20 protein-coding genes are annotated in these 21443 nt (G+C 62.9%); 5 read left to right on the top strand and 15 right to left on the bottom strand.

Annotated features, from left to right (window positions below):
* Positions 1–72 precede the first annotated feature (72 nt).
* The 5 genes from pyk to gcl all read right to left on the bottom strand — a co-directional run bounded on the left by pyk (position 73) and on the right by gcl (position 6621).
* On the bottom strand, positions 73–1488 hold the full coding sequence (pyk, locus tag ABE459_RS17745) for a pyruvate kinase (RefSeq protein ID WP_110993597.1): 1416 nt from the start codon (positions 1486–1488) through the stop codon (positions 73–75).
* Positions 1485–2759 (bottom strand): glycerate kinase, encoded by a 1275-nt coding sequence (locus ABE459_RS17740; RefSeq protein WP_125463323.1) that lies wholly within the window; start codon positions 2757–2759, stop codon positions 1485–1487. The genes pyk and ABE459_RS17740 overlap by 4 nt, the downstream gene beginning before the upstream one ends.
* Positions 2760–2926: 167 nt before the next feature.
* Positions 2927–3820 (bottom strand): 2-hydroxy-3-oxopropionate reductase, encoded by an 894-nt coding sequence (locus tag ABE459_RS17735; RefSeq protein WP_125463324.1) that lies wholly within the window; start codon positions 3818–3820, stop codon positions 2927–2929.
* 185 nt (positions 3821–4005) lie between these two features.
* Entirely contained in the window at positions 4006–4788 is a 783-nt protein-coding gene (hyi, locus tag ABE459_RS17730) for a hydroxypyruvate isomerase (protein WP_323831187.1), read from the bottom strand.
* Between the two features lie 57 nt (positions 4789–4845).
* A complete protein-coding gene (gene gcl, locus ABE459_RS17725) occupies positions 4846–6621 on the bottom strand; it encodes a glyoxylate carboligase (RefSeq protein ID WP_125463326.1) in 1776 nt (591 codons plus the stop codon).
* A gap of 256 nt (positions 6622–6877) precedes the next feature.
* On the opposite strand from gcl, the gene ABE459_RS17720 reads away from it, so the two are divergent.
* On the top strand, positions 6878–7318 hold the full coding sequence (locus tag ABE459_RS17720) for a heme-binding protein (protein WP_125463327.1): 441 nt from the start codon (positions 6878–6880) through the stop codon (positions 7316–7318).
* Between the two features lie 122 nt (positions 7319–7440).
* Here ABE459_RS17720 and ABE459_RS17715 read toward each other — a convergent pair whose 3' ends face one another.
* Positions 7441–8052, bottom strand: coding sequence for a TetR/AcrR family transcriptional regulator (locus ABE459_RS17715; RefSeq protein ID WP_125463328.1), 612 nt, complete (start codon positions 8050–8052; stop codon positions 7441–7443).
* 132 nt (positions 8053–8184) lie between these two features.
* Here ABE459_RS17715 and ABE459_RS17710 point away from each other — a divergent pair, with 132 nt between their 5' ends.
* The gene (locus ABE459_RS17710) at positions 8185–9093 is read left to right on the top strand and encodes a DUF808 domain-containing protein (RefSeq protein ID WP_323831188.1); all 909 of its coding nucleotides are present in this window, start codon (positions 8185–8187) and stop codon (positions 9091–9093) included.
* On the opposite strand, the gene ABE459_RS17705 is transcribed toward ABE459_RS17710, so the two are convergent.
* Entirely contained in the window at positions 9083–11026 is a 1944-nt protein-coding gene (locus ABE459_RS17705; protein ID WP_346648114.1) for an LTA synthase family protein, read from the bottom strand. The genes ABE459_RS17710 and ABE459_RS17705 overlap by 11 nt on opposite strands.
* A 149-nt stretch (positions 11027–11175) precedes the next feature.
* On the opposite strand from ABE459_RS17705, the gene ABE459_RS17700 reads away from it, so the two are divergent.
* A complete protein-coding gene (locus tag ABE459_RS17700) occupies positions 11176–11478 on the top strand; it encodes a hypothetical protein (RefSeq protein ID WP_323831190.1) in 303 nt (100 codons plus the stop codon).
* 74 nt (positions 11479–11552) lie between these two features.
* Here the strand turns inward: ABE459_RS17700 and ABE459_RS17695 are convergent, their stop codons facing one another.
* The 7 genes from ABE459_RS17695 to puuE form a co-directional block, all read right to left on the bottom strand.
* Entirely contained in the window at positions 11553–12335 is a 783-nt protein-coding gene (locus tag ABE459_RS17695; protein ID WP_232880068.1) for an outer membrane protein OmpK, read from the bottom strand.
* A 352-nt stretch (positions 12336–12687) separates the two neighbouring features.
* On the bottom strand, positions 12688–13473 hold the full coding sequence (locus ABE459_RS17690; protein WP_323831191.1) for an outer membrane protein OmpK: 786 nt from the start codon (positions 13471–13473) through the stop codon (positions 12688–12690).
* Positions 13474–13613: 140 nt separating this feature from the next.
* Positions 13614–14969: a nucleobase:cation symporter-2 family protein gene (locus ABE459_RS17685; RefSeq protein ID WP_125857975.1), complete on the bottom strand. Its 1356-nt coding sequence runs from the start codon at positions 14967–14969 to the stop codon at positions 13614–13616.
* A 152-nt stretch (positions 14970–15121) separates the two neighbouring features.
* Entirely contained in the window at positions 15122–16441 is a 1320-nt protein-coding gene (locus ABE459_RS17680; RefSeq protein ID WP_125463335.1) for a urate hydroxylase PuuD, read from the bottom strand.
* Positions 16442–16486: 45 nt separating this feature from the next.
* Positions 16487–16990, bottom strand: coding sequence for an ureidoglycolate lyase (locus ABE459_RS17675; RefSeq protein WP_046856488.1), 504 nt, complete (start codon positions 16988–16990; stop codon positions 16487–16489).
* 109 nt (positions 16991–17099) lie between these two features.
* Complete coding sequence (gene uraD / locus ABE459_RS17670) at positions 17100–17615, bottom strand: 2-oxo-4-hydroxy-4-carboxy-5-ureidoimidazoline decarboxylase (RefSeq protein WP_125857976.1); 516 nt, start codon at positions 17613–17615, stop codon at positions 17100–17102.
* Positions 17615–18541, bottom strand: a complete 927-nt coding sequence (gene puuE / locus ABE459_RS17665; RefSeq protein WP_125463336.1) for an allantoinase PuuE — start codon at positions 18539–18541, stop codon at positions 17615–17617. Before puuE ends, uraD begins: the two co-directional genes overlap by 1 nt.
* 388 nt (positions 18542–18929) lie before the next feature.
* On the opposite strand from puuE, the gene uraH reads away from it, so the two are divergent.
* A complete protein-coding gene (gene uraH, locus ABE459_RS17660) occupies positions 18930–19283 on the top strand; it encodes a hydroxyisourate hydrolase (RefSeq protein WP_110993583.1) in 354 nt (117 codons plus the stop codon).
* Positions 19284–19433: 150 nt separating this feature from the next.
* Here the strand turns inward: uraH and dacB are convergent, their stop codons facing one another.
* Positions 19434–20897 carry a D-alanyl-D-alanine carboxypeptidase/D-alanyl-D-alanine-endopeptidase gene (gene dacB / locus ABE459_RS17655; RefSeq protein WP_110993581.1) on the bottom strand — a complete coding sequence of 488 codons (1464 nt, stop codon included), beginning with the start codon at positions 20895–20897 and terminating at the stop codon, positions 19434–19436.
* Between the two features lie 185 nt (positions 20898–21082).
* Between dacB and ABE459_RS17650 the strand changes: the two genes are divergently transcribed.
* Entirely contained in the window at positions 21083–21427 is a 345-nt protein-coding gene (locus tag ABE459_RS17650; RefSeq protein ID WP_125463339.1) for a YggL family protein, read from the top strand.
* Positions 21428–21443: the final 16 nt, after the last annotated feature.

Raw genomic sequence — 21443 nt, 5'->3', positions numbered from 1 at the left:
GCGATGGCGTCAGCACAGGCATCAATGCCATGCCTGCTGGCGCCATCGCGGGTCAAGCCCGCTCCCACGGGGTTACACCAGCGTCTCGATTCGCAGCGTATTAGTCGAACCTGGCTTGCCGAAAGGCACACCGGCGGTGATCAGCAGCGTGTCGCCGCGGCTGGCCATGCCTTGTGCCTGGGCGATCTCCAGCGCGGTGGAGACCACCTCGTCGACCTGGCGCAGGCGGTCGTTGACCACCGAGTGCACACCCCAGGCCACGCTCAGGCGCCGTGCGGTGTTGAGGTTCGGCGTCAGGTTGAGGATCGGCGCCCGTGGCCGCTCGCGGGCGGCGCGCAGGGTGGAGTTCCCCGACTCGCTGTAGTTGACCAGCACCGCCACCGGCAGGATGCCGCTGATGCGGCGGATCGCGCAGCTGATGGCATCCGATACCGTGGCCTCGGCCTTGGGCCGGCCAACGTCGAGCTGGGCCTGGTAGTCCGGGCCGTTCTCCACCTGGCGGATGATCTTGCTCATCATCTGCACCGCTTCCAGCGGGTAGTCACCCGAGGCGGTCTCGGCCGACAGCATCACCGCGTCCGCACCTTCGGCCACGGCGTTGGCCACGTCGGTGACTTCGGCGCGGGTCGGGGCAGGGGAGAAGCGCATGGATTCGAGCATCTGCGTGGCCACCACCACCGGTTTGCCCAGCTGGCGGCAGGTGCCGATGATGGCTTTCTGGATCTGCGGCACGCTCTCGGCCGGCACTTCCACGCCCAGGTCGCCACGGGCGACCATGATCGCGTCGGACAGCTCGGCGATGGCTTGCAGTTGCTCGACCGCCGAGGGCTTCTCGATCTTGGCCATCAGGTAGGCGCGGTCGCCGATCAGCTGGCGCGCCTCGACGATGTCTTCCGGGCGCTGCACGAACGACAGGGCCACCCAATCCACGCCCAGCTCCAGGCCGAAGGTGAGGTCGCGGCGGTCTTTGTCGGTGAGCGGGGACAGGTCGAGCACCGCTTGCGGCACGTTGACGCCCTTGCGGTCGGACAGCTCGCCGCCGGCCAGCACTTCGGTGTCGATGGCGTCGGCGTGCTTGGCGGTCACCCGCAGGCGCAGCTTGCCGTCATCGAGCAGCAGGTCCATGCCGGGCTCCAGCGCGGCGATGATCTCCGGGTGCGGCAGGTTCACCCGGCGGCTGTCGCCCGGGGTCTTGTCCAGGTCCAGGCGCAGGGCCTGGCCACGCTGCAGTTGCACCTTGCCGTCGGCGAAGCGGCCAACGCGCAGTTTCGGGCCCTGCAGGTCCATGAGGATGCCCAGCGGGTAGTTGAGCTGCTGCTCGACTTCGCGGATCCACTGGTAGCGCAGGGCGTGATCGGCGTGTTCGCCGTGGCTGAAGTTGAGGCGGAAGATGTTCACCCCGGCTTCGACCAGCTGGCGGATGTCATCGATGCCTTTGATCGCAGGCCCGAGGGTGGCGAGGATTTTTACTTTTTTATCAGGCGTCATGATTGCGGAGTCTCGAGGATCAGGATGGCGCGGAAGTCGTTGACGTTGGTGCGGGTCGGCTCGGTGACGATCAGCGCATCCAGGGCGGCGAAGTAGCCGTAGCCGTTGTTGTTGTCCAGCTCATCGCTGGCCGACAGGCCCAGGGCCTCGGCGCGGGCGTAGCTGTCCGGGGTCATGTAGGCGCCGGCGTTCTCTTCCGAGCCGTCGATGCCGTCGGTGTCACCGGCCAGGGCGTACACGCCCGGCAGGCCCTTGAGGCTTTCGGTGAGGCTGAGCAGGAACTCGGCGTTGCGCCCGCCGCGGCCGTTGCCGCGCACGGTGACGGTGGTCTCGCCGCCGGAGAGGATCACGCAGGGCGCCTTCAGCGGCTGGCCATGCAGGACGACCTGCCGGGCGATGCCGGCGTGGACCTTGGCCACTTCCCGCGACTCGCCTTCCAGGTCGCCGAGGATCAGCGGGCTGAAGCCGGCCTGGCGGGCCTTCACGGCGGCGGCCTCGAGCGACTGCTGGGGTTTGGCGATCAGCTGGAAGTGGCTGCGCGCCAGCGCCGGGTCGTCGGCCTTGACGGTTTCGGAGGCCGGGTTGTTGAGCCAGTCGATGACGGCTTTGGGGGCCTCGATGTTGTAGCGCTTGATAATCGCCAGGGCATCGGCCGAGGTGCTCGGGTCGGCCACGGTAGGGCCGGAGGCGATGACCGTGGCCAGGTCGCCCGGTACATCGGAAATCGCATAGGTGTAGACGGTGGCTGGCCAGCAGGCTTTGGCCAGGCGGCCGCCTTTGATCGCCGAGAGGTGCTTGCGCACGCAGTTCATCTCGCCGATGGTGGCGCCGGATTTCAGCAGCGCCTTGTTGATCTGCTGCTTGTCGGCCAGGGTCAGGCCTTCGGCGGGCAGGGCCAGCAGGGCCGAGCCGCCGCCGGAGAGCAGGAAGATGACGCGGTCGTCTTCGGTGAGGTTGCTGACCAGCTCGAGCACGCGCTTGGCCACGGCCAGGCCGGCGGCGTCGGGGACCGGGTGGGCGGCTTCGACCACTTCGATCTTCTGGCAGTTGGCGCCGTGGCCGTAGCGGGTGACGACCAGGCCTGAGACTTCGCCCTGCCAGCTTTTTTCGACCACTTCGGCCATGGCGGCGGCGGCTTTGCCTGCACCGATGACGATGACCCGGCCGCTGCGGTCGGCGGGCAGGTAGGGTTCGAGGACCTGACGGGGGTGGGCGGCGGCGATGGCTGTGTCGAACAGTTCGCGCAGGAGGTTTTGTGGATCGACCGACATGGCAGGCTCCCAGATTATTGTTGTTCTGCAGAATCAAAAACGCCCCTGGAACTGCCTCCGTGCAGGCCGAACCAGGGGCGGTCCCCACAGCTGCAAGCTTCAAGCTACAAGCTGCAAGTAAAAGCAGATCTGCTTTTGCTTGCCGCTTGAAGCTTGCAGCTTGAAGCTTATTTCTCGTCGCGGATCGAGAAGTTGGCCATGTGCTCCAGGCCTTTGATCAGCGCCGAGTGGTCCCAGTTGCCGCCGCCCAGGGCCTGGCAGGTGTTGAACACTTGCTGGGCATTGGACGTGTTGGGCAGGTTGATGCCCAGCTCCTTGGCGCCTTGCAGGGCCAGGTTCAGGTCCTTCTGGTGCAGGTTGATGCGGAAGCCTGGGTCGAAGGTGCCTTTGATCATGCGCTCGGCATGCACTTCGAGGATCTTCGAGGAGGCGAAGCCGCCCATCAGGGCCTCACGCACCTTGGCTGGATCCGCGCCGTTCTTGGCAGCGAACAGCAGCGCTTCGGCAACGGCCTGGATGTTCAGGGCGACGATGATCTGGTTGGCGACCTTGGCGGTCTGGCCGTCACCGTTGCCGCCGACGCGGGTGATGTTCTTACCCATGGCTTCGAACAGCGGCAGGGCGCGTTCGAAGGCTTTCGGGCAGCCGCCGACCATGATGCTCAGGGTGGCGGCTTTGGCGCCGACTTCACCGCCGGATACCGGGGCGTCCAGGTAGGCGGCGCCGGTGGCCTTGATCTTCTCGGCGAAGGCTTTGGTGGCGGTAGGCGAGATCGAGCTCATGTCGATCACGACCTTGTTCGGGCCCACGCCTTCGGCAACGCCGTTTTCACCGAACAGGACGCTTTCAACCTGCGGGGTGTCGGGCACCATGACGATGATGAATTCAGCTTCCTGGGCCACTTCCTTGGGGTTGGCCAGCGCCACGCCGCCGGCGGCGATCAGGTTGGCTGGAGCTGCGTCGTGGTGGGTCGATACGAAGATGCTGTGACCTGCTTTTTGCAGGTTCTGGGCCATTGGGTTGCCCATGATGCCGGTGCCGATGAAACCGATTTTAGCCATGAGAAATTACCTCGTTGTAATTGTTGAATCTCGATGGAGCAGACGGTGCGGGCCTTGTAGGAGCGGCCTTATGTCGCGAAAGGGGTGCGTAGCGCCCCCAGAATTTCGGCCACAGCAAAGATTGCCGGGGCTGCTGCGCAGCCCATCGCGACACAAGGCCGCTCCTACAGGGATCGTGTGCGTCCTTAGATAGCGTTGTGCGTCTTCAGCCAACCCAGACCCGCCTCGGTGGTGGTCTTGGGCTTGTACTCCGCGCCTACCCAGCCCTGGTAACCGATGCGGTCCAGGTGCTCGAACAGGAAGCGGTAGTTGATCTCGCCGGTGCCGGGCTCGTGGCGGCCCGGGTTGTCGGCCAGCTGCACGTGGTTGATCAGCGGCAGGTTGGCTTCCAGGGTGCGGGCCAGGTCACCTTCCATGATCTGCATGTGGTAGATGTCGTACTGCAGGAACAGGTTGTCGCTGCCCACTTCGGCCTGGATTTCCAGGGCCTGCTGGGTGGTGTTCAGGTAGAAGCCTGGGATGTCGCGGGTGTTGATCATTTCCATGACCAGGCGGATCCCGGCGGCCTTGAGCTTGTCGGCGGCGTACTTGAGGTTGTCGACGAAGGTCTTGCGTACGTCGGCGCACTGCAGGCCTTGCGGACGGATGCCGGCCAGGGCGTTGACCTGGGTGTTGCCCAGCACCTTGGCGTACTCGATGGCCTTGTCGACGCCGGCGCGGAACTCTTCGACGCGGTCCGGGTGGCAGGTGGTGCCGCGCTCACCCTTGGCCCAGTCACCGGCCGGCAGGTTGAACAGCACCTGGGTCAGGCCGTGGGCGTCGAGCTGCTGCTTGATCTCGGCGGCGCTGAAATCGTACGGGAAGAGGTATTCGACACCGCTGAAGCCAGCATCGGCGGCGGCCTTGAAGCGGGCCAGGAAGTCCTGTTCGGTGAACAGCATGGACAGGTTGGCAGCGAAGCGAGGCATGGTTGTCTCCTTGCAATGAGGGCCCCCGGCACGCCGGTGCGCGGGGGCGTCAGGCAATCAGTCGAGCATCGAGATGGCGGTTGGCGCGTCGTTGCCGACCAGGGCGAGGTCTTCGAACTCGTTGACCGCGTTGATCTCGGTGCCCATGGAAATGTTGGTGACACGCTCGAGGATCACTTCGACCACGACCGGTACGCGGAACTCTTCGGCCATCTTCTGCGCCTTGAGCAGGGCAGGGGCGATCTCGGCCGGTTCGAACACGCGGATGGCCTTGCAGCCCAGGCCTTCGACCACGGCGACGTGGTCGACACCGTAGGTGGCGGCGTCGGTGGAGTTGATGTTCTCGAACGCCAGTTGTACACAGTAATCCATGTCGAAGCCACGCTGCGCCTGGCGGATCAGGCCGAGGTAGGCGTTGTTCACCAGCACGTGGACGTACGGCAGGTTGAACTGCGCACCCACTGCCAGCTCTTCGATCATGAACTGGAAGTCGTAGTCACCGGACAGCGCGACAACCTTGCGTTTCGGGTCGGCCTTGACCACGCCCAGGGCAGCAGGGATGGTCCAGCCCAGCGGGCCGGCCTGGCCGCAGTTGATCCAGTGGCGTGGCTTGTACACGTGCAGGAACTGCGCGCCGGCGATCTGCGACAGGCCGATGGTGCTGACGTAGGTGGTGTCCTTGCCGAACACTTCGTTCATTTCCTGGTACACGCGCTGTGGCTTGACCGGGACGTTGTCGAAGTTGGTCTTGCGCTGCAGGGTCGCCTTGCGCTGCTGGCAGTCTTCCAGCCAGGCCTTGCGGCACTTCAGCTTGCCGGCGGCTTTCCACTCGCGGGCCACTTCGAGGAACACGTCCAGCGCCTTGCCGGCATCGGAGACGATACCCAGGTCCGGGGTGAACACGCGGCCGATCTGGGTCGGCTCGATGTCCACGTGCACGAACTTGCGGCCTTCGGTGTAGACGTCGACGGAGCCGGTGTGGCGGTTGGCCCAGCGGTTGCCGATACCGAACACCAGGTCGGATTTGAGCATGGTCGCGTTGCCGTAGCGGTGCGAGGTCTGCAGGCCGACCATGCCGACCATCAGTGCATGGTCGTCAGGGATGGTGCCCCAGCCCATCAGGGTCGGGACTACCGGTACGCCGGTCAGTTCGGCGAACTCGACCAGCTTGTCGCTGGCGTCTGCGTTGATGATGCCGCCACCGGCTACCAGCAGTGGGCGCTCGGCGTCATTGAGCAGGGCCAGGGCTTTTTCGGCCTGTACGCGGGTGGCGGACGGCTTGTTGATCGCCAGTGGCTCGTAGGCGTCGATGTCGAATTCGATCTCGGCCATCTGCACGTCGAACGGCAGGTCGATCAGCACAGGGCCTGGGCGGCCGGTGCGCATTTCATAGAAGGCCTTCTGGAACGCGTAAGGCACCTGGCCCGGCTCCAGCACGGTGGTCGCCCACTTAGTCACCGGCTTGACGATGCTGGTGATGTCGACGGCCTGGAAGTCTTCCTTGTGCAGGCGGGCACGCGGAGCCTGGCCGGTGATGCAGAGGATCGGGATGGAGTCGGCCGACGCACTGTACAGGCCGGTGACCATGTCGGTGCCGGCAGGGCCGGAGGTGCCGATGCATACGCCGATGTTGCCCGGGTTGGCGCGGGTGTAGCCCTCGGCCATGTGCGAGGCACCTTCGACGTGGCGAGCGAGGACGTGATCGATGCCACCGACTTTTTTCAGGGCCGAGTAAAGCGGGTTGATCGCGGCGCCAGGAATGCCGAACGCGGTATCTACACCTTCACGGCGCATGACCAGAACGGCTGCATCGATTGCTCTCATTTTGCTCATGGTTTGTGCCTCATCGATTTTGTAATTGTATACAACTTGCTTTGCGACAGAGTGTATTCACGCTTCGACCCAAAGGTCAATCCATTTTCGTCGGCAGGCTTTGATTGGCGCTTGGGCCCGTGAAAAGCGGCATTTCGTCGCAGTCGGTACGATTGAGTCAAATTATTGTATACAAAACATATCTCTGTTGTGTTCTATTCTCTCATCGGTTTTCAACTGCCCTCAGGGCTTCTCACAACAAGAAGAGGACCTTTTCATGAACGCATTGACCCTTAAAGTCGCCGTCGGCGTGGTAAACGCCGCGCTGGCCGCAGGCCGCAAGATCAACGCAGCGCCACTGACCGTGGCGGTGCTGGATGCCGGCGGGCACCTGCTGGCGCTGCAACGGGAGGATGGCGCCAGCCTGCTGCGACCGGAGGTGGCCATCGGCAAGGCCTGGGGGGCAGTGGCCCTGGGCAAGGGCTCGCGCCTGCTGGCGCTGGATTCGCAGCAGCGGCCGGCGTTTTATGCCGCGTTGAATGGCTTGGGTGAGCGGCCGGTGGTGCCGGTGCCGGGGGGTGTGCTGATTCGCGATCAGGACGGCAAGGTGCTGGGTGCGGTAGGGATCAGCGGGGATACGTCGGATATCGACGAGCAGTGTGCGATCAGTGCGATCGAAGAGCTGGGGCTGACGGCGGATGCCGGGGTGGCTGCCTGATTCTTTATTGACGCTACCGGCCCCTTCGCGGGTAAACCCGCTCCCACAGGTTCACCACAATGTTGAAGGTTGTGGTGAACCCGTGGGAGCGGGTTTACCCGCGAAGGGGCAATCGCCGTGGTTCAGGCTGCCTCTGGCTCGCAGCCCTTCAGCACCAGGCGAATGATGGTTTCTGCCGCCGCATCGTAGTCACTGTCGGCCAACTTGGCCTTCCCCGTCACCACGGCAATCTGCCAGTCGAAATCCGCGTAGGTCTGCGTCGCTGCCCAGATGCTGAACATCAGGTGGTGCGGGTCGACGTTGGCGATCTGTCCGCGGTCGATCCAGCGCTGGATGCACTCGATGTTATGCCGGGCCTGCTCGTTGAGCTGCTCGACCTGGCGCGGCGACAGGTGCGGCGCGCCGTGCATGATCTCGCTGGCGAAGACTTTCGAGGCGTGGGGCAGGTCGCGGGAGATGAGGATCTTCGAGCGGATATAGGCGCTCAGCACTTCCTTGGGGTCGCCATCGGCGCTGAACGGCGTCGAAGCCTGCATGATCGGCGCGATGATGCTTTCGAGCACCTCGCGGTAGAGGTTTTCCTTCGACTTGAAGTAGTAGTACACGTTCGGCTTGGGCAGGCCGGCCTTGGCCGCGATATCGCTGGTCTTGGTGGCGGCGAAGCCCTTGTCGGCGAATTCTTCACTGGCCGCGCGCAGGATCAGTTCCTTGTTGCGCTCGCGAATGGTGCTCATTGTCGGGGGTCTTCCTCGTGTATGGCCCCCTCCGTGAGGGGTCCGGCATGGTAGCACCCGCCTCGACGGGGGCTCAAGGCAGCGACTTTCGGCTAGAATCCGCAGCACTCAAACCACGGGATACAAGCAAACATGGCAGGAAGCAGTCTACTGGTACTGATCGACGACATCGCCACGGTACTCGACGATGTGTCGCTGATGACCAAGGTCGCGGCGAAAAAGACCGCCGGCGTGCTCGGTGACGACCTGGCGCTCAATGCCCAGCAGGTTTCCGGGGTGCGCGCCGAGCGCGAGATCCCGGTGGTGTGGGCGGTGGCCAAGGGCTCGATGGTCAACAAGGCGATCCTGGTGCCGGCGGCGCTGCTGATCAGCGCGTTCATCCCCTGGGCGGTGACGCCGCTGCTGATGGTCGGTGGCGCCTACCTGTGCTTCGAGGGTTTCGAGAAGCTGGCGCACAAGTTCCTGCACAGCAAGGAAGAGGACGAGGCGCAGCACGAGGCGCGCAAAGAAGCCGTAGCCGATGCCAATGTCGACCTGGTGGCCTTCGAGAAGGACAAGATCAAGGGCGCGGTGCGGACCGACTTCATCCTCTCCGCCGAGATCATCGCCATCACCTTGGGTACCGTCACCGATGCGCCGCTGACCCAGCAGATCATCGTGCTGTCGGGCATCGCCATTGCCATGACCGTGGGTGTGTATGGCCTGGTGGGCGGTATCGTCAAACTCGATGACCTCGGGCTGTGGATGAGCAAGAAGGCCTCCAGCGTCACCCGCGCCGTCGGCAACGGCATCCTGCGCGCGGCACCATACCTGATGAAGAGCCTGTCGGTGATTGGTACTGCGGCCATGTTCCTGGTTGGTGGCGGCATCCTGGTGCACGGCATTGCACCGCTGCATCACGCCATCGAGGCCTTCGCCGAAGGCCGGGGCGGGGCGCTGACCGGAGCCTTGCTCAACGGCGTGGCCGGCGTGGTCGCCGGGGCCGTGGTGCTGGCGCTGGTCAGCGCTGCCTCGAAGCTATGGCGCGCGGTCAGGGGCTGACCGTGACGCGCTTCTCCTGCGGGCGCCAGCTCAGCAGGTTCTGGCTGAAGCCGTAGGCTGCACTCTGGTAGTAGGCAATGGCCCGGCGGATCAGCGGGTTGTCCACGCCCACCTTGGTCTCATGGCTGTTGCCCAGGGCATCCTGGTGAATCCGCAGGCCACCGCGTGGGCTGAGGATCGCCAGGTCCTTGCCGTCGTACAGGCCCAGGTGCTGGTAGTTGCCGATCAGTACCCGGGGTGGCAAGTCGTCGCCCTTGAGCAGGTCGCGGCCGAAGAAGGTCGAGGTGTAGCTGAGGTTGAGCAGGCCGAGCAGGGTCGGCGCCAGGTCGATCTGGCTGGCCAGGGTCGGGTTCTCGGCCGGTTCGATCATCTTCGGTGCGTAGATCCACAGCGGAATCTGGTAGTTGGCGACCGGCAGGTCCTCTTTGCCGGCGCTGCCGGCTGTGTGGTCGGCGACGAAGATGAACAGGGTATTGTCGAACCAGGGCTTTTTGCGGGCCTGTTGCAGGAACTGGTCGATGGCGTAGTCGGTGTACTTCACCGCACCTTCGCGACCGTCACCTGAGGGGATGTCGATACGCCCCTCGGGGTAGGTGTAAGGGCGGTGGTTGGACGTGGTCATCAGTTGCAGGAAGAACGGCTTTTGCGTGGCGTGGTCGGCATCGGCCAGCTTGATCGCCTGGCGATAGAGGTCTTCGTCGGCCATGCCCCAGGCATTCTTGAAGCTGATTTCGCTTTCATCGACGCTGCTCTGGTCGACGATGCGATAGCCGTTGCCGCTGAAGAACGCGTTCATGTTGTCGAAGTAGCCGCGCCCGCCATAGACGTAGACCGCGTCGTAACCCACGGCCGCCAGTTGCTGGCCGAGGCTGGCGTAGCCGCTTTCGCGGCCGATGCGCTTGACGATCGAGCGCCCGGGGGTGGGCGGAATCGACAGGGTGATGGCTTCCAGGCCACGGTCGGTGCGGGTGCCGGTGGCGTAGAAATTGTTGAAATACAGGCTCTGCTTGCGCAGCACGTCGAGGTTGGGCGTGAGGTTGCGCGGGTCGCCGTTGCTGCCCATGTACTTGGCGCTGAAGCTTTCGATGGTTACCAGGATGATGTTGGGCGTGCGCTGCGGGCCACTGGCGCTGATGTGGCGGCGGATGTCCTGGGGCTCGCGCAGGTCGAAGCGAGCATTGGCGGCGGCCAGTTCATGGTGCATCTGCGCACCGACATCATCGGCGCCAAGGGTGGCGTAGAACTGGGTGTAGTCCAGCTCGTTGTTGCGGAAGGCGGCGAAGAACTGGTACGGGCCGTTGCTGGACAGTTCGCGCTGGTAGGCGTTGCCATCCGGGTTGCGCGGGAACTGCTGGTCGATGATCAATACCGAGGCGCCGCACAGCACCGCCAGCACGGCAACCCCGGCCAGGCGCTGGCGCGCGTTGGCGGGCGTTGCGGACAGTGCGCGGAGCAGTGGCTTGCGCAGCAGCAGGCAGAGCACCACGGCAGCCACCGCAAGGCTGCCGAGCAGCGTTGGCAGGGGGTAGGACTCGCGGATGTTGTCCAGCACTTCCTTGGAATACACCAGGTAGTCGACGGCGATGAAGTTGAAGCGCACGCCGAACTCGTCCCAGAACAGCCATTCGGCCACGGCGACGAACAGCATCACGAACAGGCTGACGGCCAGCACGCCCTGCATCAACCAGCGGTGCGCCCGGGTGCGCCACAGCGACGCTGGGCATAGGGCCAGGTAAAGGCCTAGCGGCAGGGCGGCATAGATGAGGAAGCTGAGGTCGTACAGCGCGCCGGTGAAAAACACCGCGAAGTAGTTACCGCTCAACTCGTCTGCGTGGGCCAGCAACAAGACCAGTCGGGTCAGCAGAAAAACGCCGAACCAGGTAGAGCACAAAAGAATGAGGAAGCGCCAGGGGGCGGCTAGAGGTGCACGCATGAGTTCTGCTTATGTCCTTATTGGGTGCAGGAAAGCGTGCAGGGTACCGGAGTGTTTGCAAAAGTTTTGTCAAAATTTCGCTGTATGCTGAGTGAATTTTCACCTTTATAGTTCAGGCCTTTCTTTATTAATAAAGGCGAGGGCTGAACATGTTTGGCAATGTGTTGACCTATGATGCCTATCACTTGGCGCTATACCTGCTCACCGCGCTGGCCTGGAGCGTTCTGGGCCTGTGGTTGCTGATGAGTGGCGTGGGCGTTGCGGCGTTGCTCAGGTGTTGCGCCATGTTTGGCGTGGCGCTGCTGATCAATGGACTCATGCTGATGCTGGATATTTGGCGGGTGCTCGATCATGCCCAGGTTGAGGCTGGTTTATTGGCGGTAGGTGTGGTTCTGCCAATAATGTTGATGTTGATTTACAAGACAAGCTTTTCAAAAGTAAGAAAAGGCTGAGTTATATGTAGGTTTATTCCTACATGCTCTAACGAAACAGCGCCTCAATTAGAGGCGCTGTTTCGTTTCAGTCATCAGAAGTGCACTTTCACCAACAGGCTGGCGGTGTTCTGGTCGGTGGTGAAGGCGTCGCTGTCCTTGATGCCGTACTTGTTCTTCCAGTAGTCGTACTCGATACCGACGTACAGCTGCTTCTCACCCAGGTGCAGCGCTTTACCCAGGTCGTACTTGATCTGCGGGTTGAAGTGCAGGTTGGCCTGGTAGGTGCCGCGACGGTTCTCGTCGTTGTCCACCACCCAGTCCATGAAGCCGTCGATCAGCACGTCGGACGAACCCACAGGGATGGTATAGGACCACACCGGGGTGATCTGCCAGACGTTGTCGCCCGGGCGGCTGCCGTCGGTGGTGCGCTGGTAGAAGTTCAGCTGGAAGTAGTCGAAGCCTGGGATGGCCAGGTCGAAGCCTGGGCCGATCAGGTAGGACTCGGTGTCACCCTCGCCGAACTCGTAGGTCATGGCCAGCAGCACGTCCTTGACCGGGCCGAACTCGATCTTCTGGTCGAAGATCTTGCCGAACGACAGGCGTGGGCTGAACTCGCCGTAGTAGGTGTTCGGGCCGTTATTGGCGTCCTTCTTGCCCTGGTAGAAGATCTTGTCGAGGAAGAAGAAGTTGTCGCCGTACTTCCAGGCATCGGCGTGCTCGAAGGTCACCGTCTGCTGGATTTCGGGGTTGACCTTGAAGTTCTTGCCCCACAGGTAGGTCAGGCTGTTGTTCTGCCACTGCAGCAGGTCACCGGCTTGGCTGGCGCCACAGGCCAGCAGGCCGCCAGCGAGGATCAGGCTATTGATGATGCGCATTGCGTGTGTCGCTCCCTTGATTGGATCTGTTGTCAGCGCTCGGGCGCCGTTTTTTGTCTTTTGAGTCAGCTTTTTTCGATTGGCCACAGCTGTTTGGCAAGAGCTGCGCCAACTTTTCCGGGTTGGCCACAACCATCCTGCTCGACGTCTTGCTGAACGGATGAACATGGTTCTTTCAGGCTGGCAACACGTTGACCAACCGCCCGAATTCATTGACTGAGCGGTCAGCAAACGTGGGCAGGATCCTTCCTGCCCCGATCGAGGGGGCGCGCAGATTACTGGCTTGCGCGCCGGTCCTCAAGTGCTCCGTCCTGGAGCACGGTGTTACAAAGTTGTGCGTTTGGTCAGGTTATCAGAAGTGGACCTTGATCAGGGCACTGGCGACGCTCTGATTGCTTTCCAGGTTGCCGCGGCTGTCGATGCCGTATTTGTCCTTCCAGTAGCTGTACTCGAAGCCCACGTAAAGCTGCTTGGCGCCCAGGTTCAGGGCCTTGCCCAGGTCGTATTTGACCTGTGGGTTGAAGTGCAGGTTGGAATGGTAGGTGCCACGGCGGGTCTGGTCGTTGTCGGTGACCCAGTCCATGTAGCCATCGATCAGGATGTCGGAGCGGCCCACGGGAATGGTGTAGGACCAACCGGGGGTGATCTGCCAGACGTTGTCACCCGGGCGGCTGCCTTCGGTGTTGCGCAGGTAGAAGTTCAGGGTGAAGTAGTTGAAGCCGGGAACGTTCAGGTCGAAGCCGGGGCCGATCAGGTAGGCCTCGTTGTCGCCTTCGCCGCGTTCGTAGGTCATGGCCAGCAGCACGTCCTTGACCGGGCCGAAGCTCAGGTTGCGGTCGAGGATCTTGCCGAACGAAAGGCGCGGGCTGAACTCGCCGTAGTAGGTGGTCACGCCTTTGCTCGGGTCGGGCTTGCCGTTGTAGAAGATCTTGTCGACGAACAGGAAGGTGTCGCCGTACTTCCACTTGTTGGCGTGCTCGAAGGTGATGGTCTGCTGGATATCGGGGTTGACCTTGAAGTCCTTGCCATACAGGTAGGTCAGGCTCTCGCCGTGCCACTGCAGCCATTCGCCAGCGTGGGAGGGGAGGGTGGCCAGCAGGCTGCTGCCCAGCAACAGCGAGGAAGTGATGCGCTTCATGTTGTGTTTCCCGGACTTATTGTTTTTGTTGGCGGTTTTTTCGGCGCGCAGGCGCCCCGGGCGGCCCATTCCGGCGGGCCGACGGTCATGCGGTTACTGCGGGTGGCAAGCGGGGCGGCAAAGGCTGCCGCCCCTGGTCCTCAATGCTGGTGGCAGGCGTCGTTGTGCGCGGCGCGTTCGGCGCCACCGAGGATGTTGAACAGCAGGTTCAGCACCAGGGCGCTGAGGGTGGCCATGGCAATGCCACTGTGGGTGATGGGTTCCATCCACTGGGGCATCTGTGCGAAGAACTCCGGGCGCACCACGGGGATCAGGCCCAGGCCGACGCTGACCGCAACCAGCAGCTGGTTGCGACGGTCGGAGATGTCCGCTTCCTGGAGGATCTTGATCCCGGTGGCGGTGACCATGCCGAACATGGCGATGGACGCGCCGCCCAGTACTGCAGGCGGGATCGAGGCGATCAGGAAGGCCGCTTTGGGCAGCAGGCTGAGCAGGATCAGCAAGCCACCGGCCATCACCGTGACGTAGCGGCAACGCACCCCGGTCATCTGCACCAGGCCGATGTTCTGGGCGAACGAGGAGTGGGTGAAGGTGTTGAAGAACCCGGCGATGAACGATGCCCCGGCGTCGCACAGCAGGCCGCGACGCAGCATCCCCGGGGTAACTTCACGGTCGGTGACCTTGCCCAGGGCGAGGAACATGCCGGTGGACTCGACGAAGATGATCACCACCACCAGGCACATCGACAGGATCGGCGCCAGGCTGAAGGTCGGCATGCCGAAGTGCAGGGGGGTGACCACCTGCAGCCAGGGCGCCTCGTTCAGGCCGGACAGGTCGACCATGCCGATGGAGCCGGCGAGGATGTAGCCCAGGCCCATGCCCACCAGTACCGAAACGTTGACCCAGAAACCGCGCATGAAGCGGTTGATCAGCAGGATCACCGCCAGCACCAGGCCGGCGACCATCAGGTAGATCGGCGAGCCGAAGGTCTGGGCCTCATGGCCACCACCGGCCCAGTTGACCGCCACCGGGAACAGCGACAGCCCGATGGAGGTAATGACCGTGCCGGTCACCAGGGGGGGGAAGAAACGCACGACCTTGGACATGAATGGCGCGATCAGCATGCCGAAGAACCCGGCGGCGATGGTCGCGCCGAAGATCCCCTGCAAACCGACGCCAGGCATGCCGGCCATGGCCACCATGCTGCCGACGGCAGCGAAGCTGGCGCCCATCATGACTGGCATGCGGATGCCGACCGGGCCGATACCGAAGGATTGGATGATAGTGGCAACGCCGGCGACCAGCAGGTCGGCGTTGATCAGAAAGGCGACTTCCTCGCGGGACAGGCCGGCGGCCTGGCCGATGATCAGCGGCACGGCAATGGCGCCACCGTACATCAGCAGAACGTGTTGCAAACCCACCAGGATCAGCTGGAACAGGGGCAGGGGCTGTCGTGGCGGCGCAACAGGAATGTACGCCTTGGGTGACTCGGACATGCAGCACCTCGAGTTTTGTTTTTATTCTCGGATCCAAGCCAAAAGCTCCAAGCGGCAAGCTTCAAGTAGAAGCTTGTGGTTCCCGCTCGAAGCCTGAGGCTCGATGCTTGCTTGTTATCTAGCTACTTACCGCTTGTAGCTTGCAGCTGCTTTCAGTTGACCTGGGCGCCTTTGGCGATCCAGTCGCCGACCAGCTTGCGTTCTTCAACGGTCATCTGGGTGATGTTGCCCAGCGGCATGATCTGGCTGGCGACGGCCTGCGCCTGGATGCGCGCGGCCTGGGCCTGGATCTGCTGCGGGGTGTCGAACATCACGCCGGCAGGGGCGGCGCTGAACAGTGGGCTGGTCGGCTTGGACGAGTGGCACACGGTGCAGCGTTCCTGGATGACGGTGTGGATCTTGTCGAAACCGCCGGTGGCTGCCTGGGCAGTGGCCTGGGCAGGTGCTGCGGCTGGTGCTTCGGCAGGCTTGGCAGCTTCCTCGGCGCGCAGCTCGGCGGCGGTCTTGCCACCCACGGCCGTGGCCGGCAGCGGCTGGTACTCGACCTTGGCGGCGGCCTGCTCAGGGGCGGTCGGCAGCGGCTTGGGGCCGGTCACGTAGGCCAGGCAGATCATCGCCAGGGCGCCGACAGGCAGGGTCCAGGCGTACTTGTTGCTGTCGTGGCGGGTGTTGAAGTAGTGACGGATCAATACCGCGGCCACCGCGATCCCGGCCAGGATCAGCCAGTTGTACTGGCTGCCGTAGGTGCTCGGGAAGTGGTTGCTGATCATGATGAACAGCACCGGCAGGGTGAAGTAGTTGTTGTGGCGCGAGCGCAGCAAGCCCTTGGCCGGCAGTACCGGGTCGGGGGTCTGGTTGTTCTCGATGGCCGCTACCAACTGGCGCTGGGCCGGCATGATGATGCGGAACACGTTACCGACCATGATGGTGCCGATGATCGCGCCAGTGTGCAGGTAAGCGCCGCGGCCGCTGAACACCAGGCTGAAGCCCCAGCATGCGGCAATGATCAGCACGAACAGCACGCCACCCAGCAGGGCCGGTTTCTTGCCCAGGGGCGAGTCGCAGAGGAAGTCGTAGACGAACCAGCCGGCGATCAGCGAACCGATACCGATGGCCACGCCTTCGGCACCGCTCAGGGTGCTGCCGGGTGCCAGCAGGTACAGGGCCGGGTTCCAGTAGAACACCACGCACAGCAAGGCGATCCCGGACATCCAGGTGAAGTAGGCTTCCCATTTGAACCAGTGCAGGTTCTCGGGCATTTTCGGTGGCGCGAGCTTGTATTTTTCCAGGTGGTAGATACCGCCACCGTGGATGGCCCAAAGGTCACCCGACAACCCATCGCGCGGGTTGCTTCGGTTCAGGTGGTTCTCCAGCCAGACGAAGTAGAACGATGCACCGATCCAGGCGACGCCGGTGATCATGTGAACCCAGCGAATGCTCAGGTTCAGCCATTCGTGAAGGTGTGCTTCCACAGTAGTTACCTCTCGCCGGTCACCACATAGATGACCGACCCTTTCTTATTGGTGGGGATTGAGGATCAGCATCTGTTCCTCGGGGAAGTAATGCTCATCGCAGTTGTTGCCAGAACCACTGCGATCAACCACCAGGAAATCATCCCGCTTTTCGATCGTAAGCACCGGGTGGTGCCAAACGCCGCGATGGTAATTGATGCCCTGCCTGCCGTTACTGCGGAAGGCGCGGACCAAGCCTGATACAGGTGCATCGCCAACTGGCGCGACCACGATCAGAAAGGGGTTGCCGAGCAGCGGGATGAAAGCCTGGCTGCCCAGCGGATGGCGTTCCAGCATGCGCACGGTCAGCGGCATTTCCAGCGCGTCGGCGCGGAAGATGCTGATGATCGCCTTGTCCTCAGGCTCGGCGGTCTCGACCGTGGCGAGCTTGTGGAAGCGCATGGTCGAGCCGTTGTTGATCATGAAGTGGTCGCTGCCATCGGTTTCGATCACATCACCGAACGGGGCAAAGGCTTCTTTGGTCAGGGGCTCGATCATCAGGGTGCGCATGCGGTTATCTCTTCTATGTTCGTTGTTCTAGATTTGGGTGGACTGGCGGGTCTTGCCAGGCCCTGGGTACGGACGCGTCACGCACTCGGGCCAGGCCAGGGCGCAATCCTCAAAGCTGCAGCAGGCGGAACAGGGCGATCAGGTTGATCTGCGCCAGGGCTTCCTTGAACTCGGCATCCTTGTCGTTGTGGATGCGCTTTTCGAAGGAGGCGAGGATCTGGTGCCGGTTGCTGCCCTTGACCGCCATGATGAACGGGAACTGGAACTTGGCTTTGTAGGCGTCGTTCAGTTCGGTGAAACGGGCGAACTCTTCGGCGGTGCACTGGTGGATACCGGCGCCGGCCTGCTCGTTGGTGCTCGATTCGGTCAGCTCGCCTTGTACGGCGGCTTTGCCGGCCAGATCCGGGTGAGCGTTGATCAGGGCCAGCTGGTCGCTGTGGTTGGCGCTGAGCAGGATGTCGCTCATGCGCTGATGCAGCGCTTCGATCTCGTCCAGTTCAGCCAGTTGGCCGAGGTCGTAGGCTTTTTCGGCGACCCACGGCGAGTGCTCGTAAATGTCGGCGAAGGCTTCGACGAAGGCGGCGCGGCCCAGGCTGGACGGTTTGAGGGTCTTGAAGGCGGTCATCAGGCGTTCTCTTTCTTGTACGGGTGGGTGGCGTGCCAGTGGCGGGCGATGTCCACGCGACGGGCGAACCAGACCTGCTCATGGCTCTTGGCGTAATCGACGAAGCGCTTGAGCGCGGCGAGGCGCGCCGGGCGGCCGACCAGGCGGCAGTGCAGGCCGATGGAGAGCATTTTCGGGGCTTCGGCGCCTTCGGCGTACAGCACGTCAAAGGCGTCCTTGAGGTACTGGAAGAACTGCTCGCCGCAGTTGAAGCCCTGTACCTGGGTGAAGCGCATGTCGTTGGTGTCCAGGGTGTAGGGGATCACCAGGTGCGGCTTGCCGGTCGGGTTGTTCGGCTCCCAGTAGGGCAGGTCGTCGTCGTAGGTGTCGCTGTCGTAGAGGAAACCGCCTTCCTCCATCACCAGACGCCGGGTGTTCGGGCCGGTGCGGCCGGTGTACCAGCCCACCGGGCGCTCGCCGGTCAGTTCGGTGAGGATGCGGATGGCTTCGAGCATGTGCTCGCGCTCTTGCGCTTCTTCCATGTTCTGGTAGTCGATCCAGCGGTAGCCGTGGCTGCAGATCTCGTGGCCGGCCTCGGCCATGGCACGGATCACGTCGGGGTGGCGCTGGGCGGCCATGGCCACGGCGAAGATGGTCAGCGGCACGCCGCTGTCCTTGAACAGCTTGAGCAGGCGCCATACACCGGCGCGGCTGCCGTATTCGTAGAGCGATTCCATGCTCATGTTGCGCTGGCCCTGCAACGGCTGGGCGGCCACCATTTCAGACAGGAAGGCCTCGGACTCTTTGTCGCCGTGCAGGATGTTGCGCTCGCCACCTTCTTCGTAATTGAGCACGAAGGACAGTGCAATGCGGGCATTCCCCGGCCATTGCGGATGAGGTGGGTTGTTGCCGTAACCGATCAGGTCGCGAGGGTAGTCAGCGCTCACTGCAGTCTTCCTTCTTGTACGTTAGTGCGGTTGGTGGGCGGGCCGCGTCGGGATGTCGCACCACCGGATGGGCTGATTGTATACAACTTCTTAAATACTTTGTAAGCCTGTTTTTCCGCATTTCTTCCCATTTGTCGCCCAGAAACGGCTTGCAAGAAACCTGCCTGATTGGTCAGCTAATAACGGTGACGCCTGCTTGCTGCCTGTCTTTGCGATTGGTGGCCTGTTTTCAGGGGTGAGCGGGCCGCTAGGAAGAAGGGTTCAAAAAATTGTGTACAATTTTTTGAGAAACTGTCTTAATGGCGTCATTCCCGCACACCGCTGGCCCCCGTGCCCGGTGCATGCCGTGTATTTTTTGCCCACGCATACGACAAGAGGCGACAAGCAAATGGGACGTTTGACCACACACGTACTGGACGCCGCGCATGGCTGCCCGGGCAGCTCGATCAAGGTTGAGCTGTACCGTGTCGAAGGCCAGCAGCTGGAGTTGATCAACACCGTGCTGACCAACAGCGATGGCCGCGTCGACGCACCGCTGTTGCAGGGTGACGACTACCGCACCGGCGTTTACCAGCTGCAGTTCAGCGCTGGCGATTATTACCGCGCTCGCGGCGTGCAACTGCCGGCCGCGGCGTTCCTTGACGTTGTCGTGCTGCGCTTTGGCATCGACGAGCAGCAAGAGCACTACCATGTGCCGCTGCTGATCTCGCCGTACAGCTACTCGACCTATCGTGGAAGCTAGTTGGTCGCTAGAAGAATCTTCGTAGGTCCTTGCCCGCTCTCACACTGGCGGGCTTTTTTTTGCCCGTCGCAATGTGCCGGCAGGCAGATACGACAAAGGGGCGCCATGCGCCCCTTTGTCGTTTGCTCGTGTAACCCGTTCAGGCCGGCATCAGGGCGCGATGCCCGCCGTGCCGTTGGCCAGCTTCGGTTGCCGGTAGAGGTCCAGCAAGACCTGGTCCAGCACCTGCGAGGCGCCCCAGGGTTTGGGGTCGTTGAGGATGGCTGCGACCGCCCAGGTGTTGCCATTGCTGTCGCGGCTGAAGCCAGCGATCGCGCGGACGGTGTTGAGGGTGCCGGTCTTGATATGGGCCTCACCGCTCATGGCCGTGCGCTTCAGGCGCTTGCGCATGGTGCCATCCATGCCCACCAGTGGCATGGAACTGATGAATTCGGCGGCGTACGGGCTGTTCCAGGCAGCCTGCAGCAGCGCGGCCATCTCGCGGGTGCTGACCCGTTCCGCGCGGGACAGGCCCGAGCCGTTCTCCATCACCAGGTGCGGCGCGGTGATGCCTTTCTTCGCCAGCCACTGACGCACCACGCGCTGGGCGGCACGGGCATCGTCGCCATCGGCATCGGTGCGGAACTGCGCGCCGAGGCTGAGGAACAGCTGCTGGGCCATGGTGTTGTTGCTGTACTTGTTGATGTCGCGGATCACTTCGACCAGGTCCGGCGAGAAGGCCCGGGCCAGCAGGCGGGCGCTCTTGGGCACGTTCTCGATGCGGTCGGCGCCCTGGATGCTGCCGCCCAGCTCGTTCCAGATGGCCCGCACGGCCCCGGCGGCATAGGTCGGGTGGTCCAGCAGCGACAGGTAAGTCTGCGAGTTGCAGCCTTCTGCCAGTTGGCCGCTGACTGTCACGCTGACACCGTCGGCCTGGGTCACCGGGTTGTAGCGCACTTCGCCGGTGCACTGCTTGCCCGCCACGGCCTTGACCTGGTTGTCGATGCGGATGCTGGCGATCGGCGGTTCGACCGCCACCGTGACCTTGCCACCGTCGTTGCGGGCGACGAAGCGCAGCGCCTTGAGGTTGACCAGCAACGAATCGGGCTTGACCAGGAACGGCTTGTTGTCGTCGCCGCCGTCGTCATTGAACTGTGGCAGGTTGGGCTGCACGAAATGGCTGCGGTCCAGGACCAGGTCACCGGTCACGGTGCGCACGCCGTTGGCGCGCAGGTCGCGCATCAGCAGCCAGAGCTTTTCCATGTTCAGTTTGGGGTCGCCACCGCCCTTGAGGTAGAGGTTGCCGTTGAGCACCCCGTTGCTCAGGGTGCCATCGGTGTAGAACTCGGTCTTCCACTGGAAGGTGGGGCCCAGCAGCTCGAGTGCGGCGTAGGTGGTGACCAGTTTCATGGTCGAGGCCGGGTTCACCGAAACGTCGGCGTTGAACACCGTAGCGGTGCCGGGGCCATTGAGCGGCAGCATCACCAGGGACAGGGCGGAGTCTTGCAGCTTGTTGGTCTTGAGGGCCTGCTGCACCTTGGCTGGCAAGCTGGTGTTGACGGCGGCGGCCTGGCTGGGCAGGGCGAGTGGCAGAAGCAGGCCGGCGAGCAATAGTGGGCGGAGCGTCTTGATCATGGATAGATGAACCCTGCAGGCGAGGGAAAAAGACCATGGGGCTGTAAGAATGATGGCCCCAACACGTAAACGAGTGCGCATTATGCCCCAAGCGCACGCTGTATGCGCCCCGTTCGACACAAATGCGCCGCAGCTCGCCGGAAACTGGTAAAGTGCCGCGCGTTAATACTTGAGAGGATTGTTTCATGGCTACCAACCGTTCCCGTCGTCTGCGCAAGAAACTGTGCGTGGATGAATTCCAGGAGCTGGGTTTCGAACTGAACCTGGGTTTCAAGGAAGACCTGTCCGATGAAGCCATCGATGCCTTCCTCGACGCCTTCCTGACCGAAGCCATGGACGCCAACGGCCTGGACTATGTCGGCGGCGATGACTTCGGCCTGGTTTGCAAGGCTACCCGTGGCTCGGTGGAAGAAGCGCAGCGCGCTGCTGTCGAAGCCTGGCTCAAAGGCCGCAGCGAACTGACCAATATCGAAGTCAGCCCGCTGCTGGACGCCTGGTACCCGGAAAAGCCGATCAACTCGGCTTCCTGATCCGTGGCGGCGGTGC

The sequence above is a fragment of the Pseudomonas sp. TWI923 genome (assembly GCF_039673365.1).
Lineage (GTDB): Bacteria > Pseudomonadota > Gammaproteobacteria > Pseudomonadales > Pseudomonadaceae > Aquipseudomonas > Aquipseudomonas sichuanensis.
This window is presented reverse-complemented; position numbering and strand designations above follow the sequence as displayed.